Source organism: Desulfobacula sp., assembly GCF_030145145.1.
Taxonomy (GTDB): Bacteria; Desulfobacterota; Desulfobacteria; order Desulfobacterales; family Desulfobacteraceae; genus Desulfobacula.
In genome coordinates this window covers 35,222-53,017 of sequence record NZ_JAQYWD010000011.1, presented here as the reverse complement: position 1 = coordinate 53,017, position 17,796 = coordinate 35,222, and the positions used below count along the sequence as shown (strand labels likewise).

Sequence of the window (17,796 nt, the reverse complement as noted above, 5' to 3'; positions counted from 1 at the left end):
GCAGGCTGTTGACAGGGCAGCCTTGTCTGATACGGTTACCAGGGCGGCCTGGTTGAAGCCGGCGGCCGTCAGGAGACGGTCTACGGTTTTAGGAGCAAGCACTGCTTTCTGACCATTTAACACGGCTGCAATGGCGATTTTATTACCATTGTCTAAATGAATTCCCTTAATTTAATCAAATAAAATTTAATTTTTCATAAATTTTTTTAAATTTTATTTGACAATACCATTATCGTAAGATATTTTTTATATCATTATAAAATAAAAATCATTTTCCACAAATATATACCAAATAATGGGGAAATCATGAAAATTGACGATACCAATATTGATATCATCAGAGAATTAAAGCAAGGAAAAAAATCCTTTAAACGGATTGCCGATAAACTCGCCATCACGGAGAACACCGTTCGATCCAGGGTAAATAAACTTCAGGAAGAAGGTGTTCTGGAAATTTGCGGCCTTGTTGACCCGGCAACCCTGCCCGATCACCGGGTGGTCATCATCGGCATCAAGCTTTCAGAGATGAACCTGGTGGAAAAAGGGGAAGAAATCAGCAAGCTCAAAGGGGTTATTTCCGTCAGCGTTGTCACCGGCAGGTATGACCTTCTGGTGCTGATATTGTTTAAAAAAGGCTTTGGGCTGCTGGAATTTTATACCGAAGAAATTTCCCAGGTCCAGGGCGTCAGATCCGTGGAAACCTTTGTGGTCTATAAATCCTATAATTTAAAGGTTCCTTATATTTTTTAATTTAGAAAAAGGATGGTTATTATGAGCATGAACACCCGCCTGAAAACAACTCCGTTGCATGGCTGGCATATAAGCGCCGGTGCGAATATGGCTGATTTTGGTGGATTTGACATGCCGTTATGGTATGACACCGGGGTTAAAAACGAGCACCTTACCGTTCTGACATCCGCCGGTATATTTGATACCAGCCACATGGCCTGCATCAGCGTTACCGGGGTCGGCACCTTTGAACTGATCAATTATTGTTTTACCCGGGACATTACCCCGCTTCAGCCGGGTCGATGCGTATACGGTGCGTTCTTGACAATGGAAGGGCATTGCATAGACGATGCCATTGTTTACAAATTTTCAGACAGCTCGTTCATGGTCTGCGTCAATGCAGGCATGGGCGCTGCCATTGCCCGACATCTGGATGCAAACAAAAAGGGCCTGGATGTCACCATTGAGGACTTATCTGAAAAAATCGCCAAAATGGACATCCAGGGCATCAATTCCGCCCGGATTCTGTCACGCGTACTTCGAAATCCTGAAAAAGTGTTTGATCGCATGCCGTATTTTTCATTTAAAGGCAACTTTAATGAACCTGTCTTTGGTAACTCCGATGTTCAACTGCTGGACGGCACCCCGGTCTTATTATCACGATCAGGATATACCGGTGAATTTGGTTTTGAGATCTTTCTTGCTCCTGGTGCCATCGTTAAACTGTGGAAAGACACCTTGGCCGCGGGAGACGGTTTTGGCATTGCCGCCTGTGGTTTAGGCGCCCGGGACTCTTTAAGGGCCGGCGCATGTCTGCCCCTGTCCCATCAGGATATTGGGCCCTGGAAGTTCACAAATCACCCCTGGGAGTTTGCCCTGCCCTATACAAAAGACAAAACCGCTTTTACAAAACCCTTTCTTGGAGCGGAAGCACTTTCGGCCGAATCGGGCGATGCATTTACCTATCCCTTTGTGGGAGAGTCGTTAAGAAAGGTTTCCCCGGGCGATCATACCCAGGTAACGGATGAAACAGGAAACATCCTTGGTAAAGTGCTGACCTGTGCCACCGATATGGGGATCACCTGGCATAACAACAAAATTGTAAGCATCAATTCCGCAAACCGTCCCCCGGATCTCAAGATAAAAGGCATCAGTTGTGGGTTTGTAAAGGTGTCCAGACCTTTGGACCCGGGTATGAAGTTGACGTTTAAAGAAGGAAAAAGAACGATAACCGCCACCATTGTGACAGATATCAGACCGGACAGAACGGCAAGGAAAAAACTGGATAATTTTATTTAACATTTATGATTGGAGGCTCGCATGAAAGAAATGAAGGATCTTAACTTACCGGATGATGTGAAGTACACAAAAGATCATGAGTGGGCAAAACTTTCCGGTGATATTGTCACCATTGGCATTAATGATTATGCCCAGGACCAGCTGGGGGAGATCGTTTTTGTCGAACTTCCGGAAGTCGGTGATGAATTTGACCAGGGGGATGAGTTTGGCAGTGTGGAATCTGTCAAAGCGGTTTCTGAAATTTATCTGCCCATCGCCGGAGAGATTGTGGAGATCAATGCAGCACTTGAAGATGCCCCTGAACTGGTGAATGACTCTTGTTATGACACCGGGTGGCTCATCAAGTTAACACCGTCGGACATCTCCCAGATGGATACCCTTATGGACAAAACCGCTTACCTTGACATGCTGAAAGGATAAAAAGCCATGCGTTATCTCCCCCACACCACGGAAGATATCGAAAGTATGCTAAAGGTCACAGGACAATCCTGCCTTGAAGACCTGTTTGACTGCATACCCGATAATCTCAAAACAAAGGACGGTATTGATATTCCGGAAAGCTTGTCTGAATGGGAACTCAATACCCATATGGAAGCACTTGCTTCCGAGAACATTGCGTGTAAGGATTATAAATGCTTCATCGGTGCGGGCCGATATGACCATTATATTCCTGCTATTATCCCCTATTTGATTTCACGGTCTGAATTTATGACTGCGTATACGCCCTATCAACCGGAAGTCAGCCAGGGAACCCTTCAGGGCATCTATGAATTTCAGACCATGGTGACAGCGCTTTTGGGCATGGACATTGCAACGGCATCCCATTATGATTGCGGGACAGCCCTGGCAGAAGCCACGCTGATTGCCTTAAGGACGAGTAAAAAAGTCCGCAGAATTGCCGTTTCGGCCCTGGTTCATCCCAGCCACAGACAGATCATTCAGACCTACATCAGCCCTTCGGGCTACGAAATGGTTGAAATTCCTTATACACCAGAGGGGCGAACAGATCTCACCGCCTTAGCAGGTATGGAGGACATTGCCGGCATTGCCATTCAGTCTCCGAATTTTTTGGGTAACATAGAAGATTTAGCCGCTGTAAAAGCCATTGCCGACGTTAAAAAAAGTTTGTTTATCGTCTCTTTTACCGAGGCAATGGCCTATGGTCTTTTAAAAACACCGGGCAGCTTTGGTGCAGATCTGGTGGCTGGCGAAGGCCAGAGTTTAGGCCTTGCCAAATCATTTGGCGGCCCGGGTCTGGGATTGCTTGCCGGTACGCAAAAACAAATGAGAAACCTTCCCGGGCGATTGATTGGAAAAACCCATGATACCAATGGTGACCAAGGGTTTGTATTGACCCTGGCCACCCGGGAGCAGCATATCAGGAGAGAAAAAGCCTCTTCCAATATTTGTTCCAACAATGGACTCAACGCCATGGCAGCGGCCATGTACCTTGCCACTGTAGGTAAAATCGGCATCCGGGAAATTGCCCAGCAGAATCATGATAAAGCCCACTATCTAAAAGAAAGTCTTTTAACGGCAGGTTTTGAATCAGTATATGAGACACCTTTTTTCAATGAATTTGTCCTCAAGGCGCCGAAGGGGTTTGAACAAAAAAGGACGGCCTTGATTCAGGATAAATGCATTTTTGCCGGAATGAATCTTGAACCGTTCTATCCTGAACTCAAACACCATTATCTGTTCTGCGCAACGGAAACCCTTTCAAAAAAAGATATCGATCAACTGGCAAAGGAGGTGAAATAATGAACGAGCAACCTGGAACAAGCGGCCTTATTTTCAATGAACCGCTGCTGTGGGATAAAAGTCGTAAAGGACGGTGTGCCATGTCCTTGCCAAAGCCGGATGTTGAACGGACACTGCTGGATGAACACCTTACAGGGGATGCCCCTGACCTTCCCCAGTTGTCCGAGCTGGATGTGGTCCGGCACTACACCCGCCTTTCCCAGTGGAATTTTGGGGTGGATTCCGGTATGTACCCCCTGGGGTCGTGTACCATGAAATATAATCCCAAAACCAATGAAGTACAGGCGGCCCGACAAGGGTTTGCCGCTGCCCACCCGTTCGCCGGGGATATGTTTTCCCAAGGGGCATTAAAACTGATGGCGAACCTTGAGCACTATCTGGCGAAAATAACCGGATTTGATGCAGTGACCCTTCAACCGGCCGCTGGCGCCCATGGTGAATTTACCGGCATGCTCATGATCCATGCCTTTCATGCAAAAAACGGTCGACAGCGTTCGAAAATTATTATCCCGGACACGGCCCATGGCACCAACCCAGCCAGTGCCAGTCTTTGCGGATATGAATCCGTGAATATCAAATCCGGTAAAAATGGTATCCTCGAACCGGAAGCCGTGGCAGCCATTATGGATGAAGATACGGCCGGGATCATGGTCACCAATCCCAATACCCTGGGACTGTTTGAATCCAATATCCGAGAAATCGCCGATATTGTCCATTCCAAGGGCGGGCTCGTGTATGGCGACGGCGCCAATATGAATGCCATAATGGGTATTGTCAAACCCGGTGAAGTCGGTATTGACATCCTTCATTTAAATCTTCATAAAACCTTTTCAACCCCCCATGGCGGCGGTGGTCCGGGATCAGGACCGGTGGCGGTTGTCAAGGCCCTTGAACCCTTTCTACCCATCCCCAGAATTATAAAAAAATTAGATACCTATGAGTGGGTTACAGACTGTCCGGATACCATCGGCAGAATCCATACCTTTTACGGACATTTTGGTGTGATGGTCAGGGCCTATTCCTATATCCTGTCCATGGGCGCCAAAGGACTTGCCGATGCCAGCAAACTGGCCGTCCTCAATGCCAATTATATCAAAGAGAGTTTGAAAGGCACGCTTAACCTGCCCTATGACAGACCCTGTATGCATGAATGTGTATTTAATGATCTATTTCAAAAAGAGACGCACATTACCACCATGGATATGGCAAAACGACTACTGGATTTCGGGTTTCATCCGCCCACTGTATACTTTCCCATGGTTGTGGATGGTGCATTTATGGTTGAACCCACGGAAACCGAATCAAAAGAAGATATTGATCAATTTATTGACGCGGTAAAAGCCATTGCCAAGGAAGCAAAGGAGAATCCTGAAAAATTAAAAACAGCACCCCTTCGGCCCAAGGTCACACGGCTGGACGAAGTCACGGCAGCAAGGAAGCCATGCCTGAGAGGATAAACCGGGCCAGGCGCTCTGCGGTATTCATCGATCTTGATCTGCTGGACTACAGAAAAGCGCTTGATTTTCAATTGGAGACCTTACACTCAAAGATGAATCAACCGCTCCTTGAGGACCGGATATTTTTTGTGGAACACCCGTCGGTTTTCACCCTTGGAAAAAGAGGGGGACTGGAAAACCTGGGCGTATCCCGAAACTTTTTACGCGAAAAAAACATTGATCTGGTCCAAACGGATCGCGGTGGAAATATTACCTATCATGGCCCAGGTCAGGCCGTCCTGTACCCCATTGTTGATCTTGAACGAAACCGACTGGGGGTAAAAGAGTATGTCCATGGTCTTGAAGAAATCATGAAACAAACCGCATTGGCGTTTAACATTCCTGCAGACCGAAACCCAAAAAATCATGGCATGTGGGTGGAGAATGCTAAGATCGGGAGTGTCGGCATCTCCATTAAAAGAGGTATCTCCATTCATGGGCTGGCCATGAACATCACCCCTGACCTTGAACCTTTTTCATGGATTCATCCCTGCGGGCTCAGCGATATCTCCATCACCTCCATTGAAAAGGAATTGGTCAAATCCGGGTCGAGTTGCGGCCCAGACACGGACACTCTGTCAATGGATCAAATAAAAACGGCTTTTATACAACATTTTTCAACTGTATTCGACTATTCGATTAGAAAAAAAGAAACGAGTTAAGAACCAATGTCTATTGAAAAAAAACGAAAAGGAAAACCTTGGTGGTTGAAAAAATCGCTTCCCCAGGGCGGGGAGTATCAACGGGTCAGGAACCTCTTGTCAACATCCGGGTTAAAGACTGTCTGCCAGGAAGCCAATTGCCCCAACATGTTTGAATGTTTTTCCAAAGATACTGCCACCTTTATGATCCTGGGATCTGACTGCACCCGAAACTGCCGGTTCTGTAATGTGTCCTGGGGCGCCCCCCTGCCCGTTGATCCAGAAGAACCCATGCGGGTGGCCAAAGCTGCCCTTGATTTAAAGTTAACCTATGTCGTGGTGACCTCAGTTACAAGGGATGATCTTGAGGATGGTGGTGCCACCCATTTTGCGAATACCATCCATGCCATAAAATCCGTTCTGCCGGACGACCCGAAAGTAGAGGTCCTGATTCCTGATTTCCAGGGAAATATGGCGGCGCTAAAAATAGTTGTATGTGCAAATCCGGATGTGGTGAACCATAATATTGAAACGGTTCCCTCTCTTTATCCGATGGCAAGACCTGAGGCCAATTATCAGCAGTCTCTTGATCTGCTGCAGAATGTTAAGGCCATTGACCCTGCCATGCCGGTGAAATCAGGGATCATGGTGGGGTTGGGGGAAACCACGGCAGCACTGGAACAGACCCTGGCAGATCTGTTTGATCATGGCTGTGACATCATCACACTGGGTCAATATCTTCAGCCCACAAGAGCCCATCTAAACGTTCAAAAATATTATTCCCCGGATGAATTTCAGCAGCTTGAACACATTGCCCGGCAAATCGGATTTAAACGAATAGCAGCAGGCCCTTTTGTTCGAAGTTCCTACCAGGCCCAGGATCTATTTGATATTTAGGGTACAATTTCCTTTAAAGTTTTTAGCAGTACTGATTTCCATATAGGAAACACCGTGTTTGACCCCAAAACTGCCGGCCAGGACAATGATCAGGTCCTCGTCCATAAAGTGTTTTTCATCAATCAGCCTGCAGATGGATTGCTTCAAGGGATTTTCACCGGCACTGGTCAAGGGAATATGGTCGGCAAACACCCCAAAGGACAAGGAGAGCTGCCGCATCACGCTTTTGTCATATACCTGGGCATATATGGGACTGTCTCCCCTGTAAGCGGCCAGGGCACAAATGGTTTTTCCGGTCAGGGAATCCGCCACAATGGCTTTTATGTTCAGTCTTAACGCGGCTTTAACAGCTGATTTGGCAAGGTAAGCGGTTATTTTATTTTCAAGGGTATAGGGGACATTAATAAAACTACTCTTCTTGCTCTCAACTTCCTGGGCAATCTTTGCCATGGTTCTCACCGCCACTTCAGGATATTTGCCACTGGCTGTTTCCCCGGACAGCATGAGGGCATCGGTATGATCCAGGCAGGCATTGGCCACATCAGACACCTCTGCCCTTGTGGGTCGGGGGGATTCAATCATGGAGTGCAGCATCTGGGTGGCAACAATGACGGGTTTTCTTTTTTCCATGCAGTCTTTGACAATTTTTTTCTGGATCAACGGGATTTGTTCTGTGGGGATTTCAACGGCCAGGTCTCCCCTTGCGATCATCACCCCATAGGCATGATCAAGAATTTCCGACAAATTTTCAACCCCCTGGGCATTTTCAATCTTTGCAATAATTTTTATGGTAGACTTTTTTTCATCTAAAATTTTCTGGACCGCCATGACATCCTCTTTGTTTCTCACAAAAGAATGGGCAATAAAATCCAGGTTATGATCAGCGGCAAACCTGATAAAGCCTTTATCCTTTTCGCTCAGCGCCGGAAGGGTCACATGAACCGAAGGGATATTGATACTTTTCCGGGGTTTAATCACGCCGTCATTTTCCACATGGCAGGTTAAATACTCAGCGTTCTTTTCCATGACCGCCAGGGCAATATCCCCATCATCAATCAAAATAGAACTGCCCATGGGAACATCTGCTACAAAATGCGCATATGACACGCAGATGATATCATTGTTTGAGCGTTCACCCGGTGCCCCTTTAATCCGTATGGTATCGCCATATTTTACCGCCAGGGGGGAAACACAATCACAGGTTCTGATTTCAGGACCCTTGGTATCCAGCAGAAGTCCTATCTTATCCGACACCTGTCTGGTGTTTTGGATCACTTCGAGTGCATCCTCATGGGTCATGTGCGCGGTATTCAACCGCACCACATTCATGCCGGCCCAATACAGGCCTTTAATAAAATTCGACGAACAATTTAAATTAGAAATGGTGGCGACGATTTTTGTCTTTCTCGGCATCCCCCTCCCCTCCTTTTCTGCAGATATTGATGATAAAATTCTCGATTTGTGTCTTTGCATCAAAAGATGAAGATTTCAGCCGATAATCTAAATCACTTAAAAAAAACACGGCTTGATTCAGCTCATTTAATGAAAAATTTTCAGCTTTTTGAAATACTTGGAATACAGGATAAGGATTCTTGGGGTTGGGTGCAAGTAAAAGATCGTTGGGAGGGTCCTTTTTTTTCTTTACAGTGTTGGATGTTAAATATTCATCCTGGGTTTTATAGTCTGTCATTGTTTGCTGATCATGTTGAACGATTTTGGGAAGCACTACCTGTTTGAATGAATTAAAATTCATTTTTTTCAACTGCACGGGTGTGTGTTGATACACGTCCTGGATAAAACATTTCACCAGGATCAGTTTTCGAATCAGATTTTCAAAGGATTTTAAGATCTGAAGGGGATGAAAACCGTCATTAAACAGTGAATTTAAATAGGTAATCGACAGGTTAACATCTTTGTCCAAAACAGCATTGGTCAAATTGAAAATCGGGTCTTTTTTATCCCTTATAATAACCGCTTTTACATCTGTAATTAAAATACGACTGGCCTTTCCGGAATAAACAATCAGCTTTTCCAGGTTTTGGGAAAAAAGATCAAGATTAAATCCTGTCATTTCCACCAGGGCATGAAAAGCTTTATTGTCAATGGTTTTGCCAACGGTTGACAAAATATCAGCACCAACCTGCTGCAAGACCGATTTTTGTTCATCCGTATCCGCTTTTCTTACACCTGAGGCAACAGAGCAGTCAATGATGCATCCGTTGTCGGCCATTTTTTTGTAAATTTTTTTTCTTTTATCAATATGGGGGGTTGTCAGGATTAAAAAATGATTTGCGGGAAGGCCTGCATCAAGAAATTGTGCCAGGTGCTCAATATCTGACGAAGAAAAACTGATGTCCTGACTGCCTTGGGGGGCTTGAAACAAAGGAATATTTTTGACGGCCACAATTTTTTGGGGAACAAGAAAAGAAAACGTGGACACCTGCTCAATAATATCCCCAATGGAAACAGATCCCCCTTCCAGGGTTTCAAGGGCAAACGGTGAATGATCCGGTCCGAGCAGAAAAGAGGACAGGGTATCAAACGCCTGTTTTATCAGATAGGGTTCCCCGTGAATTATAAAAAACCCCGGAATCGTATCCGGTTGGGCCGAACTGAGAAATGACCCCAATTGATGATGTTTAATGACACTATTTGCTGGGGCCATAAAAGGGTCTTGACAGTTTGATTAAAAGGATAAAGGCTATCAGGGACACAATCAATCCAATGCCCTGGGACAGGGAGATCCAGTCAAAAAAGAACACCCCCCGAAAGTCCCCCCGGAAAAATTCAATGATGGATCTGAACAGAGAATAGAGCATGATATAACAGAGAAAGACCATACCATCAAATTTTTTTCTTTTCTGCAGCGCCATTAGAATAAAAAACAGGACCAGGTTTGAAATTACCGCGTAAATCTGAGTTGGGTGCAGGTAAATCCCAATGGGGGCAAGGCTTTCCGGATTTGTAAATTTAATGGCAAAGGGAAGGCTGCACGCTTTTCCATAGCAGCATCCGGCAAAAAAACAGCCGATTCTGCCCAGGGCATGACCTAAAGCAATGCCGGGTGAAATAATATCCGCCAGTTTCCAGACGGCCAGGTGTTTCATTCCAACGTAAACCGGGGTAACGATAACGGCAGCAAGGAATCCACCAAAAAAAACCAGGCCCCCCTCCCAGATCTTGAAAATACCCAGGAGGTTGGATTGATACGACTCAAAATTGACCACTATATACAACAATCGCGCACCGATCAGGGCGGACATCAGGATGACAAAAAAGATATCCGTAATGGTCTGGGGGGATATGCCATGGGGTTTGGCATTTTTCTGGGATACCCATACGGCTGTCATGAACCCAAGGGCAACGAACAGACCATAGGAGTAAAGCTTGACACCGAAGATATGAAAAAGAGTCGGATGCATAACTATTAAACCTCAGGCATTTTTTTTAACAGAATATGATAAATCAATATGCACATGCCAATGCTGATGGCACTGTCGGCAATGTTGAACGCCGGCCAATGGGCAGAGCCAATATAAAAATCTAAAAAATCAACGACCTTGCCATACCGGAACCGGTCAATCAGGTTTCCCAGGGCACCACCAAAAATCAAGGCCAGCCCATAGGAGAGAAAAACAAATTCAAGGGCACATCGTTTGTAGAACCACAAGACAAAAACAGCAACCAGGGACGACATGAACAGAAAAATAAATTTTCGGATTTCAAGGGACTGGGACGCAAAAAAACCAAACGCACCGCCGGGATTCAGGATATGGGTAAGATTAAAAAATTTTTCAACAATAACGATGTGATCATATACGGCTAAATTGATCTTGATCAAATACTTGGTGATCTGGTCAGCGAAAACAACACATCCGCTGACCAGAATTAACCTTAACCATACGGTTTGACCGAAGTCTCTGGAGAGGACAATCCGATTCAATTTACACGATCTTTTTTAAGGCAGCGGCACATCGTTCACAGGCCGTCGGGTGATCCGTGTCATTGCCAATGGTGTCTTCAAACCGCCAGCATCGCTCACATTTGACCCCAGTGGATTTCTGCACTTTGATGACCAGCCCTTCGATTTCTTTGCTCTGATAAGCGTTTTCATCAAGGGCATCAACAAGCACAGCCTTGGAGACAATAAAAATATCATTGAGGGGTTCACTCAAGTTCTGAACATGTGTTTTCAGTTGTGTATCCGGCAATTTAATTTCAACAGCTGCATCCAGCGGATGACCGATCAGTTTACTTTTCCTTGCTTCTTCCAGGGCTTTGGTGACTTCGCCTCTCAGGGTTCTAATGCTTTCCCAAACCTCTGCCAGTTCTGCGTCCTGCCACTCATCGTTCAGCTCAACCATGGCATCCAGATGAATACAGTCTTTATGATCTATACCTTTGGGCATATGCTGGTAAATTTCATCCGCTGTAAATGGCAGAATCGGGGCCATGATTTTTACGATGGCATCCAGAATGATATACATGACAGTCTGGGCATCCCGCCGCAACGGGTCCGCTGCCGGAGACGTGTACAATCTGTCCTTGATAATATCCAGGTAAAAAGAAGACAGATCCACCACACAAAAATTGTGCAGGGTATGATAAATGGTATGAAATTCATAGGTTTCATAGGATGCCAGGGCCCGCTTTACAAAAAGATGAAGCCGGTGGAGAATAAACCGGTCAAGTCCGGACATCTCTTTGATGGGTCGCAAATCCGTTGTAACATCAAAATCTGAAAAATTCCCCAGCATAAACCGGCAGGTGTTCCTGATGCGCCGGTAGGCGTCTGATAATTGTTTGATAATATTATTGGAAATACTGATATCGCCCTTATAGTCAGCCGAAGCCGCCCAAAGCCGCAAGACATCCGCGCCATATTGTTTGATCACAGTGTCCGGGGCCACAACATTTCCCACAGACTTGGACATTTTATGCCCTTTTTCATCCACCACAAACCCATGGGTGAGAACCGCTTTATACGGGGCTCGTCCGGTTCTTCCCACACTGGTCAGCAACGAAGAATGAAACCATCCCCTGTGCTGATCACTTCCCTCCAGATACATATCTGCCGGCCGGGAAAGCCCCTCTCTTTCTTCCAGAACCGCGGCGTGACTCACACCGGAATCAAACCAGACATCCAGGATATTATGGTCTTTTGTGAAATCGGTTGACCCGCATTTTTCACACGTGGCACCTTCGGGCATCAAAAATATGGCATCTTTTTCAAACCAGATATCAGAAGAGTGCTCCGAGAACAATCCGTGTATCTTATCTACGGATTCCCGTGTGACATACACCTCTTTACACGCTTTGCAATGAAATACCGGAATGGGAACCCCCCAGGAGCGCTGCCGTGACAGACACCAGTCCGGACGGTTTTCAATCATGGAATAGATTCTTTCACGGCCCCAGGAGGGAATCCAGTGGACATTATTGATTTCATCAAGGGTTTTCTGCCGCAGGGCCATTTTATCCATGGAGATGAACCATTGGGGAGTTGCCCTGAAGATCACCGGTTTTTTACACCGCCAGCAATGGGGATAGGAATGGGACAGGTTTTCATTTTTTAACAGGAGATTCAGGCTGGCCAGTTTTTCATTGATATGGGTATTGGCTTTAAAAATAAATTCACCGGCAAAATGTTCGACATCCTTGGAAAATACCCCATTGTCTTCCACCGGTGAGTAGCATTCCAGGCCGTATTTACTGCCGGCAACATGATCATCGGCCCCATGGCCCGGTGCCGTGTGAACACACCCGGTGCCGGCATCAAGGGTGACATGATCTCCCAGGATCACTAATGAATCCCTGTTATAAATCGGGTGTTTGCAGCGTTTCTTTTCAAGATCCCGGGCAAAGATTTCTTTTAAAATGGTATAGCTTTCAATGCCAACGGTTTGCATGACCTTTTCCGCCAGATCCTTTGCAACAATGAGAACCCCTTGCTGCTCTGTTTTAACGGCCACATACACAAAATCCGGATGCAGACAAACCCCCATATTGGCAGGAATGGTCCAGGGCGTTGTGGTCCAGATCACCACAAAAATATCGTCTTCAACCCCGGGCAGGAGGTCTGACAGATCATCCTTTACCGGAAATTTGACAAAAATGGACGGAGAGGTATGGTCGTGATGTTCAATTTCCGCTTCTGCAAGGGCAGTTTGACAATTGCAGCACCAGTGAATGGGTTTTTTGCCCAGAAACATATCCCCTGAAAGAGCAAACTCTCCACATTCTTTGGCAATCCTGCCTTCATACGGGTAGTTCATTGTCAAATACGGCTGATCCCATTCTCCAATAACCCCAAACCGTTTGAATTCTTCTCGTTGAATATCGACAAATTTGGCAGCATATGATCTGCACTCTTTCCTGACCTGGACATCGGTCATCTCCCGTTTCTTTTTACCCAGTTTTTTGTCCACGTTGTGCTCAATGGGAAGGCCGTGGCAATCCCAACCGGGAACATAGGGCGCATCAAATCCGGCCATCTGCCTGGATCTGACAATAATATCTTTTAAAATTTTATTAATGGCATGTCCCATGTGGAGATGACCATTTGCATAGGGAGGGCCGTCATGGAGAATAAAAGGGACGCTGCCTTTAGATTGTTCTCTTAACTTCTGATAGATTTTTTTTTCTTCCCATTCTTTTAACTGCTGGGGTTCGCGTTGGGGCAGATTGGCCTTCATGGCAAATTTTGTGGATGGCAGATTCAAGGTCTTTTTATAATCCATTATTCCTCCGATATTCGGATCAGTTGATATCAATAATTGAACTTTCCTTTGTAAATCTAAACCGGAAAAATGTCAAGAAAATAAGCGCAAACCCGCAAGGTATCTATGATGCCGGAAGGAACACCTCATGCTTTACCCGTATTGGTTCAGATGTGCCGGATTCAATGCAGGAAGAATTTAAACTGGCATTGTTTGGTTTGAATTTTTAAAAAAGGGTTCTTTGTTTTGGCAAACACAAAATTACGCATTCCTGGCCTGGATGTGTCCAGGACCGTATTCCGATGATCTGATACATCGGAACATGGTCCTGGGTCGTGAATCGGATACGACACCATCTGTTTCGACAATATAATGGCCGTATCCTTTTTTTAAAGATTTATCGGGTACTTGCCATACTTCTCACATGAATCAACCATGGCTTTTACATTCTCGTAAGGGACGTCAAGAGAGTATGTGCAGCCGGGTCCAAGCTGGAAACGACCCCCGGGACCACATTTTTTGATCAGCTCTATACAGGCGTCTTCTACGTCATCAGGGGTGCCATGGAGCATGATATCCACCGGATGAATGTTGCCCATTACCGAGGCTGGAGCTAATGCTTCCTTAATGCGCGCCAGGGAGTCTGCGCCTCCGGATTCCGCACAAAAAAATGAAGCTGTATGATTTACCATTGTTTTCCATGCGTCGATTCCCGGCTCATTCGGTCCTGTGGTACAGGCATGTACGGCAATGCCCAAACCCAATTCCTCCGGGATTCGTTTATAAAGCTCAGGCGGCCAGTCTGCCTGCATCCAGGTCGGGTTTGCCAGGAATGATTCTGACCCCACCCGGGCGGGAAGCTCTGTATGGCTTACAGCAAAAACAGCCCCGACTTTTTTCTGGGCTTTGGCAAATGCCCATGAAGACTTAATGGCCACATCCTCTACCTTTTTCCACAACGCTATATTTTTTTCCATGGCCATAAACATCGGGGTCCAGCCCATAAGGCCTCCGCCGACAGACAATGCATTTTCAACCATTCCACCAACAGGCCAGTCGCCCTTCAATTCCTTGTTTGCAAGTTCTATGGATTTGAGCAGTACCGGAAGTCTTCCATGTTTATAGGGATCAGCCGGTTTTAGCTTTTCTGCATCCTTCATTGTTTTAATAATGGGATTGCCATATGCCGGATCATTGACAAGGTCACCCTCATATAGGCTATGCGCATCGGTTCGGGGAAAGTCTTTCCATGAAATGGAAGGACTGGGCAGGCCGGATGCCTCACAGATCGCTTCAGCCAAAGGGTGCACATCAGGCAGTGCCACTGCTGAATCACCTCCCATTTCCTTACACGTCCATACCATGACTTTAGCCCATTTTTCAGCATCCTGGCAGTAATCCAGCATGTGATTCCTGCCATATAACTGCCCCCATGCCCAGTCGTTAAATATACCAAAAACCGGTACCCTGTCAGGTTCTTTCCCCATAGCCGACATCATGATTCTTTCACTTGCAGTCATTTTTGCCATATCTATTACCTCCTCACCAGTGTTTGTGCCAGTGTTACGGCATCTGCAGCATTTTTTGCATATCCTATATTCAACTTGTCCGCATACTTCTGGGTGATGACGGATCCACCTACCATCACCCGGATTTTGTCCTGGAGTTTAACCTGGGAAATCAGGTCAATGACCTCTTCAATTTTTTCAAAGCCTGTTGTCTGGTAACATGATATTCCGATAATATCAGCGTTTGTTTCCTGGGCTTTCTGGACAAACCGTAACGGGGCGACGTCTCTTCCAAGATATTCCACTTTGAATCCTGCTGCGAGAAGGGACAAGGCAACTGTTTTTGTACCAAAATCATGGGTATCTCCCGAAGGAACGCCCATGACGATGGTACCGGATTTGCCGTCATTATTTTTCATCAAGGGTTCAAGCACGGCCATTGCACGGCGAGCGCCTTCAACACCCATTAAATGCTTTGGATGCATGGTGGGTTTGGTGTCCCCAAAAAAGTCATGCTCAATTTCCATCAATGCCTGGCAGATGCCTTCCTGCATAATTTGAGCGGAATCAATACCCGCATCCAGGGCTTCCTGTGCAATGACCGGTGTTGCATCAAAATCTGCTTCCTTAATAGCCAGCTTAAGTTTATCAATAATTTTTTCGGTTTGGACATCGACCTTTCTGTTCATGTGCATGTTCAGTTTCTCCTTTTCTATGATTATTTAAAAAACCTTCTGAAACGAACTTAACGTAGCCTGCCAAAATCAAGAGGCGGATTCAGGAGTCGTGTTTCCCAATGCGCAAATGATAATGGGCCAAATCATTACCGCAACAAGACACCCGCCCCAAATACTTTTAAATATGATATAAGACTGGGGTGTCATTTGGGTTATACCCATGACCCAAAACGGCAGGAGGGTAACCGGCGCGATAAAAGCAAGTCCGACAAAGCCAAAGACAAGGGAACACAAAATTGTATTTTGGGGAAATTTGCTCAGAATCCGGTGTAAAAAAAGACATTGATTCCATTCAAGTGAAGGCAGGGTTCCTTTTCGGACCCCTCTTTTTTTAAGCGGAATTACAACAAGGGAGACAATGATAAGGAGAAAAAAGGCTGTGGCCACAATATCGCCTCCAAAGCTCCCCTTTCCCCATATGAAGAGCATCTTGGTTGATCGTCCGATAAAATATGCGATGATACCATTGACGACAGCGTTAAAGAAAAAGTTTGCAATAGACTCTTTTCTAATGTGATGGTAAATTTTCTGATCCATCCGTGTTAAACTCCTTTCGCATCGTAAATAGGGTTAATGAATATAGCCGGAAACTATGAGTGGGTATTGGCACTCATTGCTGCTACGCCCAGTTTTTTAAATCATAATAGCCCCGGGCGACCCGGTAGCGGCAAATCTGCTGCCCGCCCAGCCAGAGCTGGAATATCTTGGCATCCCTGAGACATTTTTCGTAGCCAAAGTCTTTTGAAATTGCCATGGACCCCAGGAGTTCGGCACCCTTATTCACGATTTCAACCGCCTTGTCCCCGGCAAAAACACGGGTGGCAGATGCTTTGGAAATTAACTGCGGGCTCCAGGGCGGACCGTATACATCCAGGTTGTCCAGCATGCAGCTCAGGTTGTAGACGCTGGCCCGCATCATATCAATACCAATGGCCATATCGGCCAGGATCCCTGCCACCATGCTGTGCTGCCGCACCGGCTTGAATCCGCCCATCCGGGTCCCTGTATACGCCAGAGCAAGCTCAAATGCCCGCTCGGCAACGCCCAGGGCCATGGCAGACGAATGCCACCCGGTTCCCACTTCAAAAAAATGATAAATATTGGCATCCATACCCGGACCGGCCAGGCGGTATTCCTTGGGCACCCGGACATTGTTATAATAGATCGATGAGTTGATGGATGTTTTAAACAGCATCTTCTCTTCCGGTTTTCCAAAGGTCAGGCCCGGTGTATCCTTGGGAACATAAATCAAGGCGATTCCCTCATCGCCGGCTGAAGGGTCTGTATTGCAGACCGTCAGATAACATTCTGCAACGCCGCCGTGGGTCGGCCAGGACTTGGCACCATTGATCACATATTCATCCCCTTCAAGCTTTGCCGTGGTCTTGATCCCCCCCCCTGCAAGCAGTGGATTTTCCGAATCCGCCCCGCCCTGCTCATCGGTCATGGAAATGCAGGCATAAGCCAGTTTGTCACCCGTGAAGCGGGGAATGAACTGGTCCATTACAAATTTATTTTCAACCACCATTGCCGGTTTGAGAATGATTCCGGCATTAATGCCAACGGACAGGCTGATGCCGGCATCCCCTTTGGCCAGTTCTTCAGTGATGATACACAAGGATGTCATGGAACCGTGTCCACCGCCGCCGTATTCTTCCGGATATCCATCGGCTTGAACCCCCATATCAACCAGCTTCTGGTGCACTTCTTCTACAAGACTGTAATCTGCCTCCAGCTCCCTGGTCCTGGGCATAATCTCTTTTTTGGTGAACTCTCGAATTGTTTCTCTAATTTGAAGATGTTCTTTGCTTAACAGATGTTCTAAATTCACGATGGCTCTCCTTTTTGCTTGTGTTTATTGAATTATTTTTCTCAACCGCTTGCTGAATTTTTAAGTGGTGTCTGTTTATCCCCGTTTCAGACGTCTATGATGAAAAAATAAAAAAAGCCTCTCTTGTCCAGCTTTGGACAAAAGAGGCTTCATTACCTCTAAGGATCTTTTTTTCTAT

General features: G+C 46.2%; 16 protein-coding genes. 7 read left to right on the top strand and 9 right to left on the bottom strand.

All coding sequences use genetic code 11. The annotated features are described in order from the left end of the window. Nucleotides 1–306 precede the first annotated feature (306 nt). From Q1Q15_RS07965 to lipA, 7 genes are read left to right on the top strand one after another with little or no spacing between them, the layout of a single operon-like run. Nucleotides 307–750 (top strand): Lrp/AsnC family transcriptional regulator, encoded by a 444-nt coding sequence (locus Q1Q15_RS07965; protein WP_300458262.1) that lies wholly within the window; start codon nucleotides 307–309, stop codon nucleotides 748–750. A 21-nt stretch (nucleotides 751–771) separates the two neighbouring features. After that, nucleotides 772–2,028 (top strand): aminomethyltransferase family protein, encoded by a 1,257-nt coding sequence (locus Q1Q15_RS07960; RefSeq protein WP_300458259.1) that lies wholly within the window; start codon nucleotides 772–774, stop codon nucleotides 2,026–2,028. Between the two features lie 21 nt (nucleotides 2,029–2,049). Then, complete coding sequence (gene gcvH, locus Q1Q15_RS07955; RefSeq protein ID WP_300458258.1) at nucleotides 2,050–2,448, top strand: glycine cleavage system protein GcvH; 399 nt, start codon at nucleotides 2,050–2,052, stop codon at nucleotides 2,446–2,448. A gap of 6 nt (nucleotides 2,449–2,454) precedes the next feature. Next, nucleotides 2,455–3,789, top strand: a complete 1,335-nt coding sequence (gcvPA, locus tag Q1Q15_RS07950; protein WP_300458255.1) for an aminomethyl-transferring glycine dehydrogenase subunit GcvPA — start codon at nucleotides 2,455–2,457, stop codon at nucleotides 3,787–3,789. Further along, a complete protein-coding gene (gene gcvPB, locus Q1Q15_RS07945; RefSeq protein WP_300458254.1) occupies nucleotides 3,789–5,246 on the top strand; it encodes an aminomethyl-transferring glycine dehydrogenase subunit GcvPB in 1,458 nt (485 codons plus the stop codon). Before gcvPA ends, gcvPB begins: the two co-directional genes overlap by 1 nt. After that, complete coding sequence (lipB, locus tag Q1Q15_RS07940; protein WP_300458252.1) at nucleotides 5,231–5,947, top strand: lipoyl(octanoyl) transferase LipB; 717 nt, start codon at nucleotides 5,231–5,233, stop codon at nucleotides 5,945–5,947. The genes gcvPB and lipB overlap by 16 nt, the downstream gene beginning before the upstream one ends. 6 nt (nucleotides 5,948–5,953) lie before the next feature. Continuing rightward, a complete protein-coding gene (gene lipA / locus Q1Q15_RS07935) occupies nucleotides 5,954–6,823 on the top strand; it encodes a lipoyl synthase (protein ID WP_300458251.1) in 870 nt (289 codons plus the stop codon). Here lipA and pyk read toward each other — a convergent pair. The 9 genes from pyk to Q1Q15_RS07890 all read right to left on the bottom strand — a co-directional run bounded on the left by pyk (nucleotide 6,809) and on the right by Q1Q15_RS07890 (nucleotide 17,618). Next, nucleotides 6,809–8,236 carry a pyruvate kinase gene (pyk, locus tag Q1Q15_RS07930; protein WP_300458249.1) on the bottom strand — a complete coding sequence of 476 codons (1,428 nt, stop codon included), beginning with the start codon at nucleotides 8,234–8,236 and terminating at the stop codon, nucleotides 6,809–6,811. The two genes, lipA and pyk, sit on opposite strands and share 15 nt — an antisense overlap. Beyond that, nucleotides 8,199–9,488, bottom strand: a complete 1,290-nt coding sequence (gene holA, locus Q1Q15_RS07925; RefSeq protein WP_300458248.1) for a DNA polymerase III subunit delta — start codon at nucleotides 9,486–9,488, stop codon at nucleotides 8,199–8,201. The genes pyk and holA overlap by 38 nt, the downstream gene beginning before the upstream one ends. Next, complete coding sequence (gene lgt, locus Q1Q15_RS07920) at nucleotides 9,472–10,245, bottom strand: prolipoprotein diacylglyceryl transferase (protein WP_300458246.1); 774 nt, start codon at nucleotides 10,243–10,245, stop codon at nucleotides 9,472–9,474. Before lgt ends, holA begins: the two co-directional genes overlap by 17 nt. 5 nt (nucleotides 10,246–10,250) lie before the next feature. Continuing rightward, on the bottom strand, nucleotides 10,251–10,766 hold the full coding sequence (gene lspA / locus Q1Q15_RS07915; RefSeq protein WP_300458245.1) for a signal peptidase II: 516 nt from the start codon (nucleotides 10,764–10,766) through the stop codon (nucleotides 10,251–10,253). A 1-nt stretch (nucleotide 10,767) separates the two neighbouring features. Then, complete coding sequence (gene ileS, locus Q1Q15_RS07910) at nucleotides 10,768–13,563, bottom strand: isoleucine--tRNA ligase (protein ID WP_300458244.1); 2,796 nt, start codon at nucleotides 13,561–13,563, stop codon at nucleotides 10,768–10,770. Between the two features lie 368 nt (nucleotides 13,564–13,931). Further along, a complete protein-coding gene (locus tag Q1Q15_RS07905; RefSeq protein ID WP_300458243.1) occupies nucleotides 13,932–15,071 on the bottom strand; it encodes a uroporphyrinogen decarboxylase family protein in 1,140 nt (379 codons plus the stop codon). Between the two features lie 5 nt (nucleotides 15,072–15,076). Continuing rightward, on the bottom strand, nucleotides 15,077–15,745 hold the full coding sequence (locus Q1Q15_RS07900; protein ID WP_300458241.1) for a cobalamin-dependent protein: 669 nt from the start codon (nucleotides 15,743–15,745) through the stop codon (nucleotides 15,077–15,079). Nucleotides 15,746–15,814: 69 nt separating this feature from the next. Then, nucleotides 15,815–16,324 (bottom strand): hypothetical protein, encoded by a 510-nt coding sequence (locus Q1Q15_RS07895; RefSeq protein ID WP_300458239.1) that lies wholly within the window; start codon nucleotides 16,322–16,324, stop codon nucleotides 15,815–15,817. 82 nt (nucleotides 16,325–16,406) lie between these two features. Continuing rightward, nucleotides 16,407–17,618 carry an acyl-CoA dehydrogenase family protein gene (locus Q1Q15_RS07890; RefSeq protein WP_300458238.1) on the bottom strand — a complete coding sequence of 404 codons (1,212 nt, stop codon included), beginning with the start codon at nucleotides 17,616–17,618 and terminating at the stop codon, nucleotides 16,407–16,409. Nucleotides 17,619–17,796 lie beyond the last annotated feature (178 nt).

Coding starts and splice junctions, on each gene's coding strand:
- Q1Q15_RS07965 (WP_300458262.1), top strand. CDS start 307: ATGAAAATTGACGATACCAATATTGATATCATCAGAGAATTAAAGCAA.
- Q1Q15_RS07960 (WP_300458259.1), top strand. CDS start 772: ATGAGCATGAACACCCGCCTGAAAACAACTCCGTTGCATGGCTGGCAT.
- gcvH (WP_300458258.1), top strand. CDS start 2,050: ATGAAAGAAATGAAGGATCTTAACTTACCGGATGATGTGAAGTACACA.
- gcvPA (WP_300458255.1), top strand. CDS start 2,455: ATGCGTTATCTCCCCCACACCACGGAAGATATCGAAAGTATGCTAAAG.
- gcvPB (WP_300458254.1), top strand. CDS start 3,789: ATGAACGAGCAACCTGGAACAAGCGGCCTTATTTTCAATGAACCGCTG.
- lipB (WP_300458252.1), top strand. CDS start 5,231: ATGCCTGAGAGGATAAACCGGGCCAGGCGCTCTGCGGTATTCATCGAT.
- lipA (WP_300458251.1), top strand. CDS start 5,954: ATGTCTATTGAAAAAAAACGAAAAGGAAAACCTTGGTGGTTGAAAAAA.
- pyk (WP_300458249.1), bottom strand. CDS start 8,236: ATGCCGAGAAAGACAAAAATCGTCGCCACCATTTCTAATTTAAATTGT.
- holA (WP_300458248.1), bottom strand. CDS start 9,488: ATGGCCCCAGCAAATAGTGTCATTAAACATCATCAATTGGGGTCATTT.
- lgt (WP_300458246.1), bottom strand. CDS start 10,245: ATGCATCCGACTCTTTTTCATATCTTCGGTGTCAAGCTTTACTCCTAT.
- ileS (WP_300458244.1), bottom strand. CDS start 13,563: ATGGATTATAAAAAGACCTTGAATCTGCCATCCACAAAATTTGCCATG.
- Q1Q15_RS07905 (WP_300458243.1), bottom strand. CDS start 15,071: ATGGCAAAAATGACTGCAAGTGAAAGAATCATGATGTCGGCTATGGGG.
- Q1Q15_RS07900 (WP_300458241.1), bottom strand. CDS start 15,745: ATGCACATGAACAGAAAGGTCGATGTCCAAACCGAAAAAATTATTGAT.
- Q1Q15_RS07895 (WP_300458239.1), bottom strand. CDS start 16,324: ATGGATCAGAAAATTTACCATCACATTAGAAAAGAGTCTATTGCAAAC.